Origin of the sequence: Klebsiella sp. NPDC088457, from assembly GCF_044900465.1 — a bacterium.
GTDB lineage: Bacteria > Pseudomonadota > Gammaproteobacteria > Enterobacterales > Enterobacteriaceae > Klebsiella.
Map to the genome: position 1 here is coordinate 1 of NZ_JBJDNH010000025.1, position 20,639 is coordinate 20,639.

General features: G+C 56.6%; 20 protein-coding genes. 15 read left to right on the forward strand and 5 right to left on the reverse strand.

All coding sequences use genetic code 11. The annotated features are described in order from the left end of the window. The first annotated feature begins 362 nt into the window (after positions 1–362). A complete protein-coding gene (locus ACI2JR_RS16675) occupies positions 363–845 on the forward strand; it encodes a cold-shock protein (RefSeq protein WP_462479011.1) in 483 nt (160 codons plus the stop codon). A 79-nt stretch (positions 846–924) separates the two neighbouring features. After that, the gene (locus ACI2JR_RS16680; RefSeq protein ID WP_132726743.1) at positions 925–1,170 is read left to right on the forward strand and encodes a YmjA family protein; all 246 of its coding nucleotides are present in this window, start codon (positions 925–927) and stop codon (positions 1,168–1,170) included. Positions 1,171–1,321: 151 nt separating this feature from the next. Here ACI2JR_RS16680 and icd read toward each other — a convergent pair whose 3' ends face one another. Then, complete coding sequence (gene icd / locus ACI2JR_RS16685; RefSeq protein WP_132726746.1) at positions 1,322–2,572, reverse strand: NADP-dependent isocitrate dehydrogenase; 1,251 nt, start codon at positions 2,570–2,572, stop codon at positions 1,322–1,324. A gap of 264 nt (positions 2,573–2,836) precedes the next feature. Here icd and rluE point away from each other — a divergent pair, with 264 nt between their 5' ends. The 9 genes from rluE (at position 2,837) to ACI2JR_RS16730 (ending at position 11,408) form a co-directional block, all read left to right on the forward strand. Next, positions 2,837–3,472: a 23S rRNA pseudouridine(2457) synthase RluE gene (gene rluE, locus ACI2JR_RS16690; protein WP_132726748.1), complete on the forward strand. Its 636-nt coding sequence runs from the start codon at positions 2,837–2,839 to the stop codon at positions 3,470–3,472. Further along, a complete protein-coding gene (locus ACI2JR_RS16695; protein ID WP_132726751.1) occupies positions 3,469–3,798 on the forward strand; it encodes a lysozyme inhibitor LprI family protein in 330 nt (109 codons plus the stop codon). Before rluE ends, ACI2JR_RS16695 begins: the two co-directional genes overlap by 4 nt. An 11-nt stretch (positions 3,799–3,809) precedes the next feature. Beyond that, on the forward strand, positions 3,810–4,268 hold the full coding sequence (locus ACI2JR_RS16700; protein WP_132726754.1) for an NUDIX hydrolase: 459 nt from the start codon (positions 3,810–3,812) through the stop codon (positions 4,266–4,268). 56 nt (positions 4,269–4,324) lie between these two features. Further along, a complete protein-coding gene (mnmA, locus tag ACI2JR_RS16705) occupies positions 4,325–5,431 on the forward strand; it encodes a tRNA 2-thiouridine(34) synthase MnmA (RefSeq protein ID WP_462479012.1) in 1,107 nt (368 codons plus the stop codon). 60 nt (positions 5,432–5,491) lie between these two features. Next, positions 5,492–6,133, forward strand: a complete 642-nt coding sequence (hflD, locus tag ACI2JR_RS16710) for a high frequency lysogenization protein HflD (protein ID WP_004860640.1) — start codon at positions 5,492–5,494, stop codon at positions 6,131–6,133. A gap of 3 nt (positions 6,134–6,136) precedes the next feature. Beyond that, positions 6,137–7,507, forward strand: coding sequence for an adenylosuccinate lyase (purB, locus tag ACI2JR_RS16715; RefSeq protein ID WP_462479013.1), 1,371 nt, complete (start codon positions 6,137–6,139; stop codon positions 7,505–7,507). Positions 7,508–8,026: 519 nt separating this feature from the next. Continuing rightward, positions 8,027–8,701 (forward strand): two-component system response regulator PhoP, encoded by a 675-nt coding sequence (gene phoP / locus ACI2JR_RS16720; RefSeq protein ID WP_132726764.1) that lies wholly within the window; start codon positions 8,027–8,029, stop codon positions 8,699–8,701. Next, the gene (gene phoQ, locus ACI2JR_RS16725; RefSeq protein WP_462479014.1) at positions 8,698–10,164 is read left to right on the forward strand and encodes a two-component system sensor histidine kinase PhoQ; all 1,467 of its coding nucleotides are present in this window, start codon (positions 8,698–8,700) and stop codon (positions 10,162–10,164) included. The genes phoP and phoQ overlap by 4 nt, the downstream gene beginning before the upstream one ends. 122 nt (positions 10,165–10,286) lie before the next feature. After that, positions 10,287–11,408, forward strand: a complete 1,122-nt coding sequence (locus ACI2JR_RS16730; protein WP_132726770.1) for a ribosomal protein uL16 3-hydroxylase — start codon at positions 10,287–10,289, stop codon at positions 11,406–11,408. A gap of 118 nt (positions 11,409–11,526) precedes the next feature. On the opposite strand, the gene pepT is transcribed toward ACI2JR_RS16730, so the two are convergent. Further along, on the reverse strand, positions 11,527–12,756 hold the full coding sequence (gene pepT / locus ACI2JR_RS16735; RefSeq protein ID WP_132726773.1) for a peptidase T: 1,230 nt from the start codon (positions 12,754–12,756) through the stop codon (positions 11,527–11,529). Between the two features lie 255 nt (positions 12,757–13,011). Here pepT and potA point away from each other — a divergent pair, with 255 nt between their 5' ends. The 4 genes from potA to potD are packed head-to-tail and all read left to right on the forward strand — an operon-like array spanning position 13,012 to position 16,814. Beyond that, on the forward strand, positions 13,012–14,148 hold the full coding sequence (gene potA, locus ACI2JR_RS16740) for a spermidine/putrescine ABC transporter ATP-binding protein PotA (protein WP_132726775.1): 1,137 nt from the start codon (positions 13,012–13,014) through the stop codon (positions 14,146–14,148). Continuing rightward, on the forward strand, positions 14,132–14,989 hold the full coding sequence (gene potB, locus ACI2JR_RS16745) for a spermidine/putrescine ABC transporter permease PotB (RefSeq protein WP_132726778.1): 858 nt from the start codon (positions 14,132–14,134) through the stop codon (positions 14,987–14,989). Before potA ends, potB begins: the two co-directional genes overlap by 17 nt. Next, positions 14,986–15,771: a spermidine/putrescine ABC transporter permease PotC gene (potC, locus tag ACI2JR_RS16750; RefSeq protein WP_132726781.1), complete on the forward strand. Its 786-nt coding sequence runs from the start codon at positions 14,986–14,988 to the stop codon at positions 15,769–15,771. Before potB ends, potC begins: the two co-directional genes overlap by 4 nt. After that, positions 15,768–16,814: a spermidine/putrescine ABC transporter substrate-binding protein PotD gene (gene potD, locus ACI2JR_RS16755; protein ID WP_462479015.1), complete on the forward strand. Its 1,047-nt coding sequence runs from the start codon at positions 15,768–15,770 to the stop codon at positions 16,812–16,814. The genes potC and potD overlap by 4 nt, the downstream gene beginning before the upstream one ends. 87 nt (positions 16,815–16,901) lie before the next feature. Here the strand turns inward: potD and ACI2JR_RS16760 are convergent, their stop codons facing one another. The 3 genes from ACI2JR_RS16760 to nagK form a co-directional block, all read right to left on the reverse strand. Further along, complete coding sequence (locus ACI2JR_RS16760; RefSeq protein WP_462479016.1) at positions 16,902–18,539, reverse strand: long-chain fatty acid--CoA ligase; 1,638 nt, start codon at positions 18,537–18,539, stop codon at positions 16,902–16,904. A 305-nt stretch (positions 18,540–18,844) separates the two neighbouring features. Next, the gene (cobB, locus tag ACI2JR_RS16765; protein WP_462479017.1) at positions 18,845–19,669 is read right to left on the reverse strand and encodes a Sir2 family NAD+-dependent deacetylase; all 825 of its coding nucleotides are present in this window, start codon (positions 19,667–19,669) and stop codon (positions 18,845–18,847) included. Between the two features lie 14 nt (positions 19,670–19,683). Beyond that, positions 19,684–20,595, reverse strand: a complete 912-nt coding sequence (nagK, locus tag ACI2JR_RS16770; RefSeq protein WP_462479018.1) for an N-acetylglucosamine kinase — start codon at positions 20,593–20,595, stop codon at positions 19,684–19,686. Positions 20,596–20,639 lie beyond the last annotated feature (44 nt).

A 20,639-nucleotide genomic window follows, 5' to 3' on the forward strand; every position in this document is an offset into this window, starting at 1 on the left:
CTGGTGGGTTACATTAAGTTTTACTTTGCCATGACTCAGGGCTTCCTGGTGGTCGGCCTGATCTCCATCCTCTCCGTCGTGCTGATCCACCACGTTATCCGTATGGTTGAGGCCCGTCGCGAACCGGATTCCATTAACCTTATTGCCGACTGAATTCCGGCGCACGGGATAATCAGCGCCAGCGCTCATCCGAGGTAACGGGATACCTCCCTCCCTGCACCGGGTCCTCCGTTAGAGGATAATCCCTCGCGCATCGGAAATTTATCATCCAGACTTAAGCCAAAGACGTAGTCTGCGCAGGCATTGTGCTTTACACTGCGCGCTGCAAAAAACTGAGTAGATAAACGATTAACCAGGCGGTAATGGCGATGAACGGAACGATCACAACGTGGTTTAAAGATAAAGGTTTTGGATTTATCAAAGATGAAAATGGGGATAACCGTTATTTTCATGTGATTAAGGTTGCCAACCCTGAGCTGATTAAGAAAGAGGCGGCGGTGACTTTCGAGCCCACTACCAATAACAAAGGCTTGTCTGCCTATGCTGTAAAAGTGATACCGGAAAGCAAATATATCTATATCGCGGGCGAGCGCCTTAAGCTCACGTCAATCAAGTCTTACCTGGTTTACCGCGAAGAGGTGCCTGCCAACGCCCGCATTGATAAAGAAAATGCGGTGCTGTCTGTCGGCATACTGATGAGTAGCATCAAGCCGAAAGCTGCTGCTCAGCCGGGTGAAATGCGTTCGTTGAAAAAACTGGCGATCACTACCTTCCAGGGAACGACGTTAATCTTCTCGGAAGATGAGATAGACATCGCTGCTACGGTAAAACTGCTCAAAGTCTGAAATCATGCAGGCAGCGCGCCGTATATATGTCCTTCCCCCGCCGGCAAACTGACGTAAACCTGAATCCCGGAGATGACGAATGAATAATGAAGTACCGCTGAAATATTATGATATTGCCGATGAGTATGCGACGGAAGCCGCAGAGCCGGTGAGCGAGTCAGAACGTTCCCCCCTGGCGCGCTATTTTCAGCTGCTGATTACCCGTTTAATGAATAACGAGGAAATCAGTGAAGATGCGCAGCAAGAAATGGCCCTTGAGGCCGGGATCGACGCGCGACGTATTGATGAGATAGCGACGTTTCTGAATCAATGGGGCAATGAGTAGTTCCTGTTTTGGATACCGCGCAGAATAGCGCGGGAAGCGGTGCCGCGGTCAGGCCTGAGTACGGTTTCGCGAGCAGCATGCTGGCGAACAACGTCGGCGAAAAAAACGGGAACCGATCGGCTCCCGTTTGTGGTTAATCAGCGATCGCTGATTACATGTTTTCGATGATCGCGTCGCCAAACTCGCTACATTTCAGCAGTTTAGCACCTTCCATCAGACGTTCAAAGTCATAGGTCACGGTCTTGGCGGCGATAGCGCCTTCCATGCCTTTAACGATCAGGTCTGCGGCTTCGAACCACTGCATGTGGCGCAGCATCATCTCGGCGGAAAGGATAATGGAACCTGGGTTCACTTTGTCCTGTCCGGCATATTTCGGTGCGGTACCGTGGGTCGCTTCAAACAGCGCACATTCGTCACCGATGTTAGCGCCCGGAGCAATACCGATGCCGCCAACCTGCGCCGCCAGGGCGTCAGAGATGTAGTCGCCGTTCAGGTTCATACAGGCAATAACGTCATATTCCGCCGGACGCAGCAGAATTTGCTGCAGGAAGGCGTCAGCGATAACGTCTTTGATGATGATCTCTTTACCGGTGTTCGGGTTCTTGATCTTCTGCCACGGGCCGCCGTCAATCAGTTCGCCGCCGAACTCTTCGCGAATCAGCTGGTAACCCCAGTCTTTAAACGCGCCTTCGGTGAACTTCATGATGTTGCCTTTGTGTACCAGGGTCAGCGAATCGCGATCGTTGGTGATCACGTATTCGATAGCCGCGCGAACCAGGCGTTTGGTGCCTTCTTCAGAGCACGGCTTGATGCCGATACCGCAATGTTCCGGGAAGCGAATTTTCTTCACGCCCATCTCATCACGCAGGAATTTGATCACTTTTTCTGCATCCGCAGAGTCCGCTTTCCACTCGATACCCGCATAGATATCTTCGGAGTTTTCACGGAAGATAACCATATCGGTCAGTTCAGGGTGTTTAACCGGGCTCGGGGTACCCTGGTAGTAACGCACCGGACGCAGGCAGACATAGAGGTCCAGTTCCTGGCGCAGCGCAACGTTCAGAGAACGGATGCCGCCGCCAACTGGCGTCGTCAGAGGGCCTTTGATAGCAACACGATAGTCACGAATCAGATCAAGCGTTTCGGCTGGCAGCCAGACGTCCTGACCGTAAACCTGGGTCGATTTTTCGCCGGTGTAAATTTCCATCCAGGAAATTTTACGCTCGCCTTTATAGGCTTTCTCAACGGCGGCATCCACCACTTTCAGCATCGCTGGGGTCACGTCAACACCGATACCATCACCCTCGATAAACGGGATGATCGGGTTATTAGGGACGTTCAGTTTGCCATCTTGCAGGGTGATTTTTTGACCTTCCGCCGGAACTACTACTTTGCTTTCCATTAACCTCTCCTTCGAGCGCTTCTGGTTCTGCTCTTCCTTTTCACACTAACCGAGCGTTGGCTTTATCCGCCCACTCCCGCCACCGGGTCATCCCGTTAACCGGAGATTCGCGTCCGTGCCGCCTTCTAGTAGCGCGAATCAGTTTGAGCAATATTTTTGTTAAAAAATTGTGATGAGCATGTCAATACTACCTGAATGTTTGCGTCCATGAAAGGCATTCGTAATTAGGCTATAATGCGGCAATTGCCATGATCTGAAAATACCATGCACAAAACTTCATTTAGAAAACATCGCGTTGAGCGATTCAGCTCACAACAAGTCGCCAGACAACGCAAAGAACACCGGCCAAAACGCGTGATCTTGTTCAATAAACCCTATGATGTGTTGCCGCAATTTACTGACGAAGCCGGGCGCCGCACGCTGAAAGATTTTATTACGGTTGCCGGCGTCTACGCGGCGGGTCGCCTGGATCGCGATAGCGAAGGATTACTGGTGCTGACCAACGATGGCGCGCTGCAGGCGAAACTCACCCAACCGGGTAAGCGTACCGGCAAGATTTACTACGTGCAGGTCGAAGGCGAACCCACGTCGGAGGCGCTGGCCGCGCTGCGTGACGGTATCACCCTCAACGATGGCCCCACCCTGCCCGCCGGGGTTGAACGGGTGGCGGAACCCGACTGGCTATGGCCGCGCCATCCGCCTGTCCGCGAGCGAAAAGCGATTCCCACCAGCTGGCTGAAAATCACCCTTTACGAAGGCCGCAACCGTCAGGTACGGCGCATGACCGCGCACGTGGGCTACCCCACGCTGCGCCTGATCCGTTACGCCATGGGCGGCTATACGCTGGACGGCCTCAACAACGGCCAATGGCGGGAGATCCCGCAGGAGAATAAGCCATGAAGCCCCTGCTCTTGACCCTCGCGCTGCTTATCCCACTCGCCGCCGGCGCGGCGAGCTTTGATTGCCAGAAGGCCCGCGCGGCGGATGAAAAGGCCATTTGCGCCCATCTTTCGCTAAACGATAAAGATGTTGAAATGGCCACCAAATACCAGTTTCTGCAAGGACTGCTCGCCATGGGCGGTCGCGGCGCCATTCAGGACGCGCAGCAAAGCTGGCTCAAGAAACGCCAGCAGTGCGGCGGGAACGTATCCTGCCTGACAACCGCCTATGACCAGCGTCTGAAACAGCTGGATGCGATGTACGCCCACATAAATAAGCCGCTTTAATAAGGATGCCTATGTTTAAACCACACGTCACCGTCGCCTGCGTGGTACAGGCGAAAGGCAAATTTCTGGTCGTTGAGGAAACCATTAACGGCAAAGCGCTGTGGAACCAGCCCGCGGGCCACCTGGAAGCGGATGAAACGTTGGTCGAGGCCGCAGAGCGCGAACTGTGGGAAGAGACCGGCATCCGCGCCACGCCGCAGCACTTTATCCGCCTGCATCAGTGGATCGCCCCGGACCAGACGCCGTTTTTACGTTTCCTGTTCGCCATTGAACTTAACGATATGTGCGCCACACAACCGCACGACAGCGATATCGATCGCTGCCTGTGGCTGACCGCCGATGAGATCCTCAATGCCCCGAACCTGCGTTCGCAACTGGTTGCCGAGAGTATCCGTAGCTACCAACAGGACTCACGTTATCCGCTGTCGTTGATCGGTGCGTTCAACTGGCCGCACCAGGGGGGTGCCTGAGCCGCTAGTGCGTGCTAGAATATGCCGCCTTGAAGTTCAATGTGGTGAATATTCCAATGTCAGAAAGCCAAAAAAAAGTGATCGTCGGCATGTCCGGCGGCGTCGATTCCTCTGTTTCTGCCTGGTTGCTGCTTCAGCAAGGCTATAAGGTAGAAGGCCTGTTCATGAAGAACTGGGAGGAAGACGACGGTGAGGAATACTGCACCGCCGCTGCCGACCTCGCCGACGCGCAAGCCGTCTGCGATAAGCTCGGGATTGAGCTTCACACCGTTAACTTTGCCGCAGAATACTGGGACAACGTGTTTGAACTGTTCCTGGCGGAATATAAAGCCGGGCGCACGCCGAACCCGGATATTCTGTGCAACAAAGAGATCAAATTTAAGGCCTTCCTCGAATTTGCCGCCGAAGATCTCGGCGCTGACTATATCGCCACCGGCCACTACGTGCGCCGTGCCGACGTTGACGGTAAGAGCCGGCTGCTGCGCGGCCTGGATGGCAATAAAGATCAGAGCTACTTCCTGTACACCCTAGGCCATGAGCAGATCGCCCAAAGCCTGTTCCCGGTTGGCGAGCTGGAAAAGCCGCAGGTGCGCAAAATTGCCGAAGAGCTGGACCTTATCACCGCCAGGAAAAAAGATTCCACCGGTATCTGCTTTATCGGTGAACGCAAATTCCGCGAGTTCCTTGGCCGCTACCTCCCGGCTCAGCCTGGCAAAATTGTCACCGTCGACGGCGACGACATCGGCGAGCATCAGGGCCTGATGTACCATACCCTTGGTCAACGCAAGGGCCTCGGCATCGGCGGGACCAAAGAAGGAAGTGAAGACCCATGGTACGTTGTCGATAAAGACGTCGAAAACAATATCCTGGTTGTGGCTCAAGGCCACGATCACCCGCGTCTGATGTCCGCGGGCCTGATTGCTCAGCAGCTGCATTGGGTCGATCGCGAGCCGGTGACAGGCACCCTGCGTTGTACGGTGAAAACCCGCTATCGCCAGACCGATATCCCATGCACCGTGAATGCCCTGGATGATGATCGTATCGAAGTCATCTTTGATGAACCGGTCGCGGCGGTTACGCCGGGCCAGTCAGCGGTCTTCTATAGCGGCGAAGTGTGCCTCGGCGGCGGCGTCATCGAACAGCGCCTGCCGCTGCAGTCCTGACAGACGGTTTTTACCGCCGGCGCGGCTCAGCCCATCGCCGGCGGTCTACAAGGAGTATGTGTGGCGAAGAATTATTATGACATCACGTTGGCGCTGGCAGGTATTTGCCAGGCCGCCCGTCTGGTTCAGCAACTGGCGCATCAGGGACATTGCGATAGCGACGCCCTGCACGTTTCGCTGAACAGCATCATCGATCTCAACCCGGATTCAACGCTGGCGGTGTTCGGTGGCAGTGAAGCCAATCTTCGCCTCGGGCTGGAAACGCTGCTCGGCGTGCTCAATAGCGGCAGTCGTCAGGGCCTCAACGCCGAGCTGACCCGCTACACTTTAAGTCTGATGGTGCTGGAACGTAAGCTTGACGGCAGCAAAGGGGCGATGGATACCCTCGGTAACCGCATCGCCGGCCTGCGTCGTCAGCTGGAGCATTTCGATCTGCAATCAGAAACGCTGCTCAGCGCCATGGCGGGGATCTACGTTGACGTCATCAGTCCGCTGGGCCCGCGTATTCAGGTAACCGGCTCCCCCGCCGTGTTGCAAAGCCCGCAGGTACAGGCGAAAGTGCGCGCCTCGCTGCTGGCAGGCATTCGCGCCGCCGTGCTCTGGCACCAGGTAGGCGGCGGGCGGATGCAGCTCATGTTTTCTCGTAATCGTCTGGTTAACCAGGCCAAACAAATTCTTGCTCATTTAACCCCGGAGTTGTGATCTATGGAATTATCCTCACTGACCGCCGTTTCCCCTGTCGATGGACGCTACGGCGATAAAGTCAGCGCGCTGCGCGGTATTTTCAGCGAATTCGGTTTGCTGAAATTCCGTGTACAGGTTGAAGTACGTTGGCTGCAGAAATTAGCCGCGCACGCAGCGATCAAGGAAGTTCCTGCTTTTGCTGCCGACGCAAACGGTTTCCTTGATAAAATCGTTGCTGACTTCAGCGTTGAAGATGCGCAGCGCATCAAAACCATCGAGCGCACCACCAACCACGATGTGAAAGCGGTAGAATATTTCCTCAAGGAAAAAGTGGTCGATATCGCCGAACTGCACGCGGTCTCCGAGTTCATTCACTTTGCCTGCACCTCCGAGGATATCAACAACCTCTCCCACGCCCTGATGCTGAAAACCGCACGTGATGAAGTGGTGCTGCCTTACTGGCGCCAGCTGATTGACGCGGTGAAAGCGCTGGCGATTCAGTATCGCGACGTTCCGCTGCTGTCCCGTACTCACGGCCAGCCGGCGACGCCGTCGACGATGGGTAAAGAGATGGCAAACGTCGCTTATCGCATGGAGCGTCAGTATCGCCAGCTGAACCAGGTGGAAATTCTGGGCAAAATCAACGGCGCGGTCGGCAACTATAACGCCCACATCGCCGCGTACCCGGAAGTGGACTGGCATCAGTTCAGCGAAGAGTTCGTCACCTCGCTGGGGATCCAGTGGAACCCGTACACCACGCAGATTGAGCCGCATGATTACATCGCCGAGCTGTTCGACTGCATCGCGCGCTTCAACACCATCCTGATCGATTTCGATCGCGACGTCTGGGGTTATATCGCGCTTAACCACTTCAAGCAGAAAACCATCGCCGGTGAAATCGGTTCTTCCACCATGCCGCATAAGGTTAACCCGATCGACTTCGAGAACTCCGAAGGCAACCTGGGCCTGGCCAACGCCGTGATGCAGCACCTCGCCAGCAAACTGCCGGTCTCCCGCTGGCAACGCGACCTGACGGACTCAACCGTCCTGCGTAACCTCGGCGTGGGTATTGGCTATGCGCTGATCGCATACCAGTCCACCCTTAAAGGCGTCAGCAAACTGGAGCTGAATGGCGATCGTCTGCTGGACGAACTGGACCATAACTGGGAAGTGCTGGCGGAGCCGATTCAGACCGTGATGCGCCGCTACGGCATCGAAAAACCGTACGAGAAGCTGAAAGAGCTGACCCGCGGTAAGCGCGTTGATGCCGAAGGTATGCAGCAGTTCATCGACAGCCTGCCGCTGCCGGAAGACGAAAAAGTTCGTCTCAAAACGATGACCCCGGCCAACTACATCGGCCGCGCGGTCACCCTGGTTGACGAACTGAAGTAAGCCTCTCCCGACCCTCTTTCCCCCGGAAAGAGGGTTACTTACCGCCATCAACGGCGAGACTGACGCTGACCATCGCCGACTTCGCATCGCCAATGCCCTATGGGCTATCCGCATAGCCTCGTCCACTCCAGCGCCGCCTGGCGTTCTTTCCCATGTCATCTTTTTTCACGCAGTCTCGGTTTGGCCGGTTCTTAAGCCGCTACGAAGGGGCAAAATACGCAGGTAAAACACGTTGCCAGGGCCAGCCAAAAGCGCTGGCACATATTCCGTCTCATCCCTGACGCCAGGCGCATCTTCGATGGTTTATTCGGCCGGGCGCTCGTATGGCTGGCAACGTGGGGCTAAACTTGCCAATATATCCCCACCGCAGGCATCCCTTTTTTGTTGTCGAATGAAAGGATGACCGAAATGGGGCGGCTGGCTGAGTGACAAAGAAAGCCGTTCATTAACAGCTGTTTAAACTCAGTATAGATAATCAGCGCTACACTACTCAAAACGAAAATGAAAGGGAGAAAAGGCATGCGCGTACTCGTCGTTGAGGATAACGCTTTACTGCGCCATCACCTGAAAGTTCAGCTCCAGGAGTTAGGCCACCAGGTCGATGCCGCAGAAGACGCCAGGGAAGCGGATTATTACCTGGGCGAACACGTGCCGGATATCGCCATTGTCGATCTGGGCCTGCCTGATGAAGATGGCCTGTCACTTATTCGCCGCTGGCGTAGCCACGAGGTCTCGGTTCCGGTGCTGGTGCTGACCGCGCGCGAGGGCTGGCAGGATAAAGTCGAAGTGCTGAGCGCCGGGGCGGACGATTACGTCACCAAGCCGTTCCACATTGAAGAGGTCGCCGCCCGAATGCAGGCGCTGCTGCGTCGTAACAGCGGTCTGGCATCGCAGGTGATCTCCCTTCCCCCTTTCCAGGTCGATTTATCGCGCCGCGAGCTGTCGATCAACGATCGGCCGATTAAGCTGACGGCGTTTGAATACACCATTATGGAAACGCTGATCCGCAACCGCGGCAAAGTGGTCAGTAAAGATTCGCTGATGCTACAGCTGTATCCCGATGCCGAGCTGCGCGAGAGCCACACTATTGACGTGCTGATGGGGCGACTGCGGAAAAAAATCCAGTCCCAACATCCGCATGACGTCATTACTACGGTGCGCGGCCAGGGCTATCTCTTTGAACTGCGCGGATGAAAGGTCCGCTACGGCATATTTTGCCGCTTTCCCTGCGCGTTCGCTTTCTGCTGGCGACGGCTGCCGTGGTGCTGGTGCTTTCGCTGGCCTACGGCATGGTGGCGTTAGTCGGCTACAGCGTCAGCTTTGATAAAACGACATTCCGCCTGCTGCGCGGCGAGAGCAACCTGTTCTATATGCTGGCGAAGTGGGAAAACAACCGCATTGACGTCGATATTCCTGAAAATCTCAACATGCAGAGCCCGACGGTCACGCTGATTTACGATGCCAAAGGCAAACTGCTGTGGATGCAGCACGATGTCGCGTGGCTGGCAAAACGCATTCAACCCGAATGGCTGAAAAGCAACGGCTTTCACGAGATCGAGTCCGACGTCGGCAGCAGCAGCATGCTGCTGCGCAATAACCACCAGGTACAGGAGGAGCTCGACGCCCTCCGCCAGCAGGACGACGGTTCGGAAATGACCCACTCGGTGGCGATCAATATCTATCCGGCAACCGATAAGATGCCGCAGCTGAGTATCGTGGTGGTCGACACCATTCCGGTCGAGCTTAAACGTTCCTACATGGTCTGGAGCTGGTTTGTTTACGTGCTGGTCGCCAATCTGCTGCTGGTGATTCCGCTGCTGTGGGTCGCGGCATGGTGGAGCCTGCGTCCTATTGAATCGCTGGCGAAAGAGGTTCGCGAGCTGGAGGAGCACCATCGTGAAATGCTCAATCCGGACACCACCCGCGAACTGACGCGGCTGGTCAGCAATCTCAACCGGCTGCTGAAAAGCGAGCGTGAACGCTATGACAAGTACCGCACCACGCTGACCGATCTCACTCATAGCCTGAAAACGCCGCTGGCGGTGCTGCAAAGCACGCTACGCTCCTTGCGCAGCGAGAAGATTGGCGTCAATGAGGCGGAGCCGGTGATGCTCGAACAGATCAGCCGCATCTCACAGCAAATCGGCTACTATCTGCACCGCGCCAGCATGCGCGGCGGCGGAACCCTGCTGAGCCGCGAGCTGCACCCGATCGCTCCTCTGCTCGACAAGCTAACGTCGGCGCTGAACAAGGTTTATCAGCGCAAAGGGGTTAACATCACCCTCGATATCTCGCCGGAAATCAGTTTTGTCGGCGAGCAGAATGATTTTATGGAAGTGATGGGTAACGTGCTGGATAACGCCTGTAAATATTGTCTGGAGTTTGTCGAAGTTTCCGTGCGCCAGAGCAACGACAATCATCTGCATATTCTGGTGGAAGATGACGGTCCAGGCATTCCCCGCAGCCAGCGTAGCGCCGTGTTTGACCGCGGGCAACGTGCCGATACGCTACGTCCCGGTCAGGGGGTGGGGCTGGCCGTCGCACGGGATATCGTCGAGCAGTACGATGGCGATATCCTCACCGGAGAAAGCCTGCTTGGCGGAGCCTGTATGGAGGTGATTTTTGGCCACCAGCTGCCGGATGATGCGGAAAGCTAAGCGAGCCGTTCCCATAGCAAGCGGCAACTTGTGAGCGGGGAGCACAATCACCGCCAACAAAGAGGCAGTTTGAAGGATGACGTGTATAATCCCAAACAGACACCTGCTGTGGAATAAAAAAAATGGATTATCAATTAACGCTTAACTGGCCTGACTTTATCGAACGCTACTGGCAAAAACGCCCGGTGGTACTGAAGCGCGGCTTCGCCAATTTCGTCGATCCCATTAGCCCGGACGAACTGGCCGGGCTGGCGATGGAAAGTGAAGTCGACAGCCGCCTGGTCAGCCATCAGGACGGAAAATGGCAGGTCAGCCACGGTCCGTTTGAAAGCTACGATCACCTGAGCGAGAACAACTGGTCGCTGCTGGTACAGGCGGTCAATAACTGGCATGAGCCGACGGCGGCGCTGATGCGCCCCTTCCGCGCCCTGCCGGACTGGCGCATTGACGATCTGATGATCTCCTTCTCCGTGCCCGGCGGCGGCGTGGGGCCTCATCTCGATCAGTACGACGTCTTCATCATCCAGGGTACCGGCCGCCGCCGCTGGCGCGTAGGTGAAAAAGTGCCGATGAAACAGCACTGTCCGCACCCGGACCTGCTGCAGGTCGATCCGTTCGAGGCCATTATCGACGAAGAGATGGAACCGGGCGACATTCTCTATATTCCGCCGGGTTTCCCGCATGAGGGCTATTCGCTGGAAAACTCGCTGAACTATTCGGTGGGCTATCGTTCGCCGAACGCCCGTGAGCTGTTCAGCGGCTTTGCCGATTATATTCTGCAGCGTGAACTGGGCAGCCAGCGCTATGCCGATCCGGACGTACCTGCGCGCGACCATCCGGCGGATATATTACCGGTTGAGCTGGATCGTCTGCGGGACATGATGCTGGGGCTAATTAACCAGCCAGAACATTTTAAGCAATGGTTTGGCGAGTTTATTACCCAGTCCCGGCATGAGCTGGACGTCGCCCCGGCGGAGCCGCCGTATCAGCCCGATGAGATTTACGACGCCCTGCAACAGGGTGACAAGCTGGTACGCCTTGGCGGGCTGCGCGTGCTGCGTATTGACGGCGAAGTGTTCGTCAACGGCGAGCAGATTAACTCGCCGCATCGCCCGGCTCTGGACGCCCTGGCAACGCATCTGTCGCTGAACGCAGATCATTTCGGCGATGCGCTGGAAGACCCGTCGTTCCTCGCGATGCTGGCCGCGCTGGTTAACAGCGGCTACTGGTTCTTCGAAGACTAACCTCCGCCCCCCGGCTTGCGGCGCGCTGCGCCTTAGCCGGGCTACAGGTACAGCGCTATCCGACTGCTTTAATGCCGTTATGTAGCCCGCACAAGCGTAGCGCCACCCGGGAAATCTCTCAGCCACCGCGCTGCGCCGTCAGCTCGGCAATGCGCACAATGACCTGTACCGCCTTCTCCATCCCTTCCAGAGTGATGAACTCATGTTTGCCATGATAGTTATACCCGCCGGTAAACAGGTTCGGGCACGGCAACCCCATAAAGGAAAGCTGGGCTCCGTCGGTACCGCCGCGAATCGGCTTCATCTGCGGCGCAATATCGCAATCCACCATCGCCTGGCGGGCAATCTCCACCACGTGCGGATGCGCCATCACTTTTTCATGCATATTGTAGTAACTGTCCTCAATGGCCAGCTCAATATAGCAATCCGGGTGCAGCCCCTTACCCACCTTTTTAGCAATCTCCATCATTTTGCGTTTGCGGGCTTCAAACTGTTTGCGCTCAAAATCGCGGATGATGTAATGCATCTCGGCGCGGTCGACCGTCCCTTTTATACTCGTCAGATGGTAAAACCCTTCATAGCCGGCGGTGGTTTCCGGGGCTTCATCGGCGGGCACTTCGGCATGAATGCGCGCCGCCAGCGAGAGCGCATTTACCATCACCCCTTTAGCCGTGCCCGGATGGACATTATTCCCTACGATCTTGATAGTCACCGACGCCGCGTTGAAGTTTTCGAACTCCAGTTCCCCCACGCCACCGCCGTCAACGGTGTAGGCCCAGCGGGCATCAAAGGCGGCGACGTCGAAATATTTCGCCCCTTTCCCCACCTCTTCGTCCGGGGTGAAGGCGACGCGGATATCACCATGAGGAATATTTTTCGCCTGCAGCGTCGCCAGCGCGGTCATGATCTCGGCAACACCCGCCTTGTCATCGGCGCCCAGCAGGGTTTTACCGTCAGTGGTAATCAAGGTTTGCCCCAGCAGCTGATGCAGCACCGGGAACATCACCGGCGAAAGTACCTCATCGCCGATCCCGAGGGCGATATCGCCGCCGCGGTAGTTTTCCACGATTTGCGGATTAACGTTCTTACCGCTGAAATCAGGTGCGGTGTCGACGTGGGAAATGAAGCCAATGGCCGGAATATCGCCGGCGACGTTTGCCGGCAGGGTTGCCATCAGCGTTCCTTTGTCACTTAGCGTCACGTTAACCAGACCCATTTCTTTCAGCTGCGCCTGCAGCACGCGTAACAGCTTCCACTGCCCTTCCGTACCAGGAACCTGACGCACGCCTGGTTTCGACTGCGTGTCGAAAGAAACGTACTGTAAAAAACGCTCAAGCAATTTATCCATGTAGCCACCCTCTTCTTTTGTGACAACATTATTCATAAGCCCGAAAAGACAAATATTGCGTCAGGTCATTTTTAACCCGGCAAATAAGAATTTAATCCATAAACTAGCGTAATGTTGTAAAGGTTATGTATCTCTATACAACAAGGATTGGCGATCGTAAGCGTTTGCCGTAGAATGCTGGCCCTTATTAATTATGTGCAACCCGAAGGTGGTTAACCACAAACCCCGCACCGGTCAGTCCTCCGCTGCGTCTACATGGGACAGAGTCAAAAATTGAATATACAACCGCGTTCGCTTTCGCCGCTGGTACAACTGGCGGGAATTCGCAAAAGCTTTGATGGTAAAACGGTCATCGCCGATCTTAATCTGACCATCAACAACGGTGAGTTTCTCACCCTGCTTGGCCCCTCTGGCTGCGGTAAAACCACCGTTCTTCGTCTTATCGCCGGGCTGGAAAATGTCGACAGCGGGCAAATTCATCTCGAAGACCACGATATCACCCATGTTCCGGCGGAAAACCGCCACGTCAACACCGTCTTTCAAAGCTACGCCCTGTTTCCCCACATGAGCGTGTTCGAAAACGTCGCCTTCGGTCTGCGTATGCAGAAAACCCCGGCGGCGGAAATCACCCCGCGCGTCCTCGATGCCCTGCGCATGGTCCAGCTGGAGGAGTTTGCCCAGCGTAAGCCGCATCAGCTGTCAGGCGGCCAGCAGCAGCGCGTCGCTATCGCCCGGGCTGTGGTCAATAAACCGCGTCTGCTGTTGCTGGATGAATCGCTGTCGGCGCTGGATTACAAGCTGCGTAAACAGATGCAAAACGAGCTGAAAGCGCTGCAGCGCAAACTCGGCATCACCTTTGTTTTCGTCACCCACGATCAGGAAGAGGCCCTGACCATGTCTGACCGTATTGTGGTAATGCGCGATGGCAAAATTGAGCAGGACGGCACCCCGCGCGAAATCTACGAAGAACCCAAAAACCTGTTCGTCGCCAGTTTTATTGGCGAGATCAACATTTTCAGCGCCACGGTGATTGAGCGTCTTGACGAGCAGCGCGTTCGCGCCCGCGTCGAAGGCCGCGAATGCAATATCTATGTGAATTTCCCGGTCGCTCCGGGGCAGCGGCTGAACGTTATGCTGCGTCCGGAAGATCTGCGCGTCGATGAGGTCCACGACAGCAGCGATGCCGATGGCCTGATCGGCTATATCCGCGAACGCAACTATAAAGGTATGACCCTGGAATCGGTGGTCGAGCTGGAAAACGGCAAAATGGTGATGGTCAGCGAATTCTTTAATGAAGACGACCCCGATTTTGACCACCCGCTGGACCAGAAGATGGCGATTAACTGGGTAGAAAGCTGGGAGGTTGTGCTGGCTGATGAAGAACACAAGTAAATTCCAGAATGGGGTGATCGCCACCATCGTGGGTTGGCTTGTGCTATTCGTGTTTCTGCCCAACCTGATGATCATCGGCACCAGCTTTTTGACCCGCGACGACGCCAGTTTCGTCAAAATGGTCTTTACGCTGGATAACTACGCGCGTCTGCTGGATCCGCTCTATTACGATGTACTGCTGCACTCGCTGAATATGGCGCTGCTGGCAACTCTCGCCTGCCTGGCGCTCGGCTACCCCTTCGCCTGGTTTCTGGCCCGGCTGCCGGAGAAGGTGCGGCCGTTGCTGCTGTTTCTGCTGATCGTTCCGTTCTGGACCAACTCACTGATCCGCATCTACGGATTGAAAATCTTCCTCAGCACCAAAGGCTATCTCAATGAGTGTCTGCTGTGGCTGGGGATTATCGATACGCCGCTGCGCATCATGTATACCCCGTCGGCGGTGATTATCGGCCTAGTCTATATCTTGCTGCCGTTTATGGTCATGCCGCTGTACTCCAGCATTGAGAAGCTCGATCGCCCGCTGCTGGAAGCGGCAAAAGATCTCGGCGCCAGCAAGCTGCAAACCTTTGTCCGCATCATTCTTCCGCTGACCATGCCGGGCATTATCGCCGGCTGCCTGCTGGTGATGCTCCCGGCAATGGGCCTGTTCTACGTCTCTGACCTGATGGGCGGGGCGAAAAACCTGTTGATCGGTAACGTGATTAAGAGCCAGTTCCTGAATATCCGCGACTGGCCGTTTGGCGCTGCGACCAGCATTACGCTGACGCTGGTGATGGGCCTGATGCTGCTGATTTACTGGCGCGCGGCGCGGTTATTGAACAAGAAGGTGGAGCTCGAATGATCGGTCGACTGCTGCGCGGCGGCTTTATGACCGCCATTTACGCTTATCTCTACATTCCGATTATTATTCTGATCGTTAACTCGTTTAACAGTTCGCGTTTCGGTATTAACTGGCAGGGTTTTACCGGTAAATGGTATGGCCTGTTAATGAACAACGATAGCCTGCTGCAGGCGGCGCAGCACTCGCTGACCATGGCGGTGCTGTCGGCGACCTTTGCGACCCTGATCGGCTCGCTGACCGCCGTGGCCCTCTACCGCTATCGTTTTCGCGGTAAGCCGTTCGTTAGCGGAATGCTGTTCGTCGTGATGATGTCGCCGGATATCGTGATGGCAATTTCCCTGCTGGTGCTGTTTATGCTGATCGGCATTCAGCTGGGGTTCTGGTCGCTGCTGTTTTCGCACATAACTTTCTGCCTGCCCTTCGTGGTGGTGACGGTCTATTCGCGCCTCAAAGGGTTCGACGTACGGATGCTGGAAGCGGCGAAAGATCTTGGCGCCGGCGAGCTGACGATTCTGCGGAAAATTATTCTGCCGCTGGCGCTGCCGGCGGTCGCCGCCGGATGGCTGCTGAGCTTTACGCTGTCGATGGATGATGTGGTGGTCTCGTCGTTCGTGACCGGTCCCGGTTACGAGATCCTGCCGCTGAAGATCTATTCGATGGTCAAAGTGGGAGTATCGCCGGAAGTGAACGCCCTGGCGACCATTCTGTTAGTTCTGTCGCTGGTGATGGTCATCGCCAGTCAGTTGATTGCACGTGATAAAACTCAGGGGACGTTAAAATGAAAAAATGGTCACGCCACCTGCTCGCAGCGGGCGCTCTGGCAGTGGGTATCAGCGCCGCGCATGCGGACGACAGCAAAACGCTCTATTTCTATAACTGGACCGAGTATGTGCCGCCGGGCCTGCTGGAGCAGTTCACCAAAGAGACCGGCATCAAGGTTATCTATTCCACTTACGAGTCGAATGAAACCATGTACGCCAAACTCAAAACCTACAAAGACGGCGCCTACGATCTGGTGGTCCCGTCCACCTATTTCGTCGATAAGATGCGTAAAGAAGGGATGTTGCAGAAGATCGATAAAAGCAAGCTGACGAACTTCAGCAACCTCGATCCGCAGATGCTGAACAAACCGTTCGATCCCGGCAACGATTATTCGATTCCCTATATCTGGGGAGCCACGGCGATTGGCGTCAATAGCGAGGCGATCGATCCGAAAACCGTCACCCGCTGGGCCGACCTGTGGAAGCCGGAATATAAAAGCAGCCTGCTGCTGACCGACGATGCGCGGGAAGTGTTCCAGATTGCATTACGCAAACTGGGCTATTCCGGCAACACCACCGACCCGAAAGAGATTGAAGCGGCCTACAACGAGCTGAAAAAATTGATGCCTAACGTCGCCGCATTCAACTCCGATAACCCGGCGAACCCGTATATGGAAGGCGAAGTGAACCTCGGGATGGTGTGGAACGGTTCTGCCTGGGTCGCCCGGCAGTCCGGCACCCCGCTGGAAGTGGTATGGCCGAAAGAGGGGGGCATCTTCTGGATGGATAGTCTGGCCATTCCGGCGAATGCTAAAAACGTCGACGGTGCGCTGAAGCTAATTAACTTCCTCCTGCGCCCCGAAGTGGCAAAACAGGTAGCTGAGACCATCGGCTACCCGACGCCAAACCTCGCCGCGCGCAAGATGTTAAGCCCGGAAGTCGCCAACGATAAGTCGCTCTATCCGGATGCCGAAACCATCGGGCAAGGCGAATGGCAAAACGATGTCGGTAGCGCCAGCGCCCTGTATGAAGAGTATTACCAGAAGCTGAAAGCCGGACGTTAATCCTTTCAGGCGGAGCTTCGCTCCGCCCTTTTTGACTGATTGCCGCTGGCGCAGGGGGCATAAGGTACGGCACTAACGTCGTGCGATTCAGCCCGCCTCTCCCCCGTCGCCCAGCAAAATCTGGCCAAATTCGGCGCGCAGCCGGTTCTTCAGCACCTTGCCGGTCGCGCTGACCGGTAAACTATCAATGAACAGGATCCGGTCAGGGAGCTGCCATTTCGGCACCCGCTCCTGATACCAGGCCAGCAGCTCCGCTTCTTCGATTTCACCGCCCTCCTCCCGGACGCACAGCAGCACCGGACGCTCGTCCCAGCGCGGATGGCGCGCCGCAATCGCCGCCGCGCTGCGGATCGCCGGATGGGCAATAGCGATATTTTCCAGTTCCACCGTCGAGATCCACTCCCCGCCGGATTTAATGATATCTTTGGCCCGGTCGTGGATCACCAGATAGCCGTTCTCATTCAACGTGCCAATATCACCGGTATCGAACCAGCCATCGGCGGTCAACGCCGTCTCAGCGCGGCCATAGTAATTCGCCACCACCCAATGCCCGCGAACCTGCAGATATCCCTGGCTCTCGCCATCGTTCGCCAGCGGCTGGCCGTCAACATCCACCACCCGCAGCTCGATCCCAAAGATGGCGCGCCCTTGTCCGTGCCCCAGCTGACGCTGCTGCTCCCGGGACAGCGTCTGGTGCTTGCGTAGAGGCGTATTGATGGTGCCAATGGGCGATGTTTCGGTCATCCCCCAGGCATGAATCAACTCGATATCATAATCGCGCCGGAACACCTCAATCATCGAGGGCGGTAGCGCTGAGCCTCCGACGAACGAACGTTTGAAATGCGGCAGACGAATCGGCGATTTACGCAGCGCGGCCAGCAGACCGGCCCAGATCACCGGCACTCCGAAAGCCACACTCACCTGCTCCGCGCTCAGGAGCCGCAACAGGCTGTCGCCGTCCAGGTTCGGCCCGGGTAGCACCAGCCGCGCGCCGACCATCGCCGCAATAAACGGCGTGCCCCACGCGTTAACGTGGAACATCGGCACCACCGGCAGCAGAGTATCGTTGGCTGAAATGCCGGCGCCGTCCGGCTGATTGCCGCTGAGGGCGTGCAGCACCAGCGAACGATGGGTATTCAGCACCCCCTTCGGTTTACCCGTCGTTCCTGAGGTATAGCACAGCGAAGCCGGCGCATGTTCGCTCAGCGCTGGCCAGCGATAGCCCGCCGCCTCTTTGGCGATCAGCTCATCAAACAACAGCAGCGAATCCAGCGCCGTAAGCGCATCCTGATGGCATGATTCCAGCAGCACGAAATGTTTTACCGTCGGCAGCTGCGGCCGTAGCCTGGCGATCAGCGGCAGGAAGGTCGGGTCGAAAAACAGGATCTCATCCGCGGCGTCGTTAATAATAAAGGCGAGGTGTTCAATAGACAGACGCGGATTGATGGTATGCGTCACCCAACCGCCAGCGCTGATGCCAAAATAGATCTCCAGATGGCGGCGGTTATTCCACGCCAGGGTGCCACAGCGGGCTCCCGCGGGGATCGCCAACCGGGTTATGGCCGACGCCAGACGCCGCGCATTTTCAGCTACCTGCCCCCAGCTGCTGGACTCCTTTTCCCCTGATGTTGCGACCGAGACAATCTCCGTATCGCGATGATAGCGCGCGGCGTGTTCGATTAACGCCCGGGTGGTTAAATCCTGATACATCATCGGTTGATGCATGACTGATACTCCGCGACTGGCTGATAGCAGGGTGTCTGAAATGAACTATCCCTAAATCTGGCAGCAAGTCGGGCAATCGACCAAAAAAGAGGGGCAATTTTTTGCGCTCACGCACAACAATCGGCACCTTCTGGCACGGAATGTGATGGCAGATAGCTTTTCTGCAGAAAAGCCGCAGAGACGGGACCGGCGCCGTGGCCGGTAAAACGCGGTTGGGCCCGCAGGCCGAACAACGTCGGATCGCCCCCGCGGGCGGCCCTCCGGCGCTGGTCGGCGTCAGCAGTAAAAAACGCGGCGTTAAGCGATCAGAGATCTTTTAACAGCTGGTCGATGAACGCCGGGACCACCTGGCTTGCCGGACCGTAGTGTTTCTCGGCAAATTCGCTTCCCACCAGGCTGGGTTCAAGGTTTAACTCCACCGTGTGGGCCCCCTGCAGACGAGCCTCGTGCACAAAGCCCGCCGCCGGATAGACATGCCCCGAGGTGCCAATAGCGATAAAAATATCGGCCTCGGCGAGGGCGCTGTAGATGTCATCCATGCCCAGCGGCATCTCACCAAACCAGACCACGTGCGGGCGTAACGGCGACGGGAACTGACAGCAATGGCACTTATCATCCACCGTGACGTCGCCGGTCCATTCCAGCACCTGCCCGCTCCACGCACAGCGCACCTTCAGCAGTTCGCCGTGCATATGAATCACCCGGCGGTTCCCCGCCCGCTCGTGCAGGTTGTCGATATTCTGCGTCACCAGCAGAAAGCGATCGCCCAATATCTCTTCCAGCCGCGCCAGCGCCTGATGCGCCGCATTGGGCGCGATGTCCGGCCCCTGCAGCTGGCGGCGGCGGGCGTTATAAAACGCCTGCACCAGCGCGGGATCGCGTGCGAAACCTTCCGGCGTCGCCACGTCTTCAACCCGATGTTCTTCCCACAGCCCATCGGCGGCGCGGAAGGTTTTGATCCCGGACTCTGCCGAAATACCCGCGCCGGTCAGCACCACTACCCTTGGTTTTTCCATCGTTTGCGGAGCCACCCTATCCTCTTTAAAGAAAATCCGCTGGCGCAGACGTTCACGCAAGCGGCGTTTATTGCGGCGAAAACGGCTCAGTCGATGTAAGCGGCGCGACAACATAGCTACCCCTGTGATTAATGAGTCAAATGAAGGAAGGCCGCACCGCGCATCCCTCCGGCATCGCCGTGACGCGCGCGCTCAATGCGCGGCACCCGGGCAACCGGGAGTAAATGTCGCGGCAGGCGCTGCGCCAGCCCTTCGCTTATGGCAGTAAAGTTAGACAATCCTCCGCCAAGCACCAGCAGATCCGGGTCAACAATGGTTAAAATATTCCCCAGGCACACCGCCAGCAGATCGAGATAGCGTTCGACGTGCTCACGCGCCCGCGCGTCATTCTGCTGCCACAGCGCGACAATGTCAGGGGAGGTTAAGGCGTGTTGATAAAAATGTTGATACAGCCAGGCGAAGCCGCGGCCGGAGAGATAGTTTTCAATGCAGCCCAGTTGGCCGCAGCCGCAGCGGGTAAGCGGGAAATCACGCCCCACCACCTCCAGCGCATCCACCGGCAGGCGGATATGACCAAACTCACCGGTAATATAGCTATGCCCGGTAATCGATTTACCGTTAAGCACAAGCCCCCCGCCGACGCCGGTGCCGAGAATCAGCCCCATCACCAGCGGATATTGCGTAAATTCATCGTCCCACGCTTCGGAGAGGGCAAAACAGTTGGCGTCGTTATCCAGACGGACTTCGCGTCCCAGGCGGGCGCTCAGGTCGGCGCGTAGCGGTCGGCCGCTGGCGGCGGGAACGTTGGCGGCATACAGCGTGCCGTCCGCCGTCTCCGGCATTCCCGGAATGCCTATCCCCACCGTTCCCTGGCCGTCAAAGCGGCTATCCGCTTCAAGCACCAGCGCCTCGACCGCCTGCAGAAACGTTTCATAGCTCTCTTTCGGCGTGGCGACGCGTTTTTCCCACCGTAGTCGCCGTTCGGTATCAAACACGCCCAGCGCGATCTTGCTGCCGCCGATGTCAAATCCGTAGTACATTCAGCAATTCCTCTTGTTAACCGGTAAAGCCGGTTATGACGATA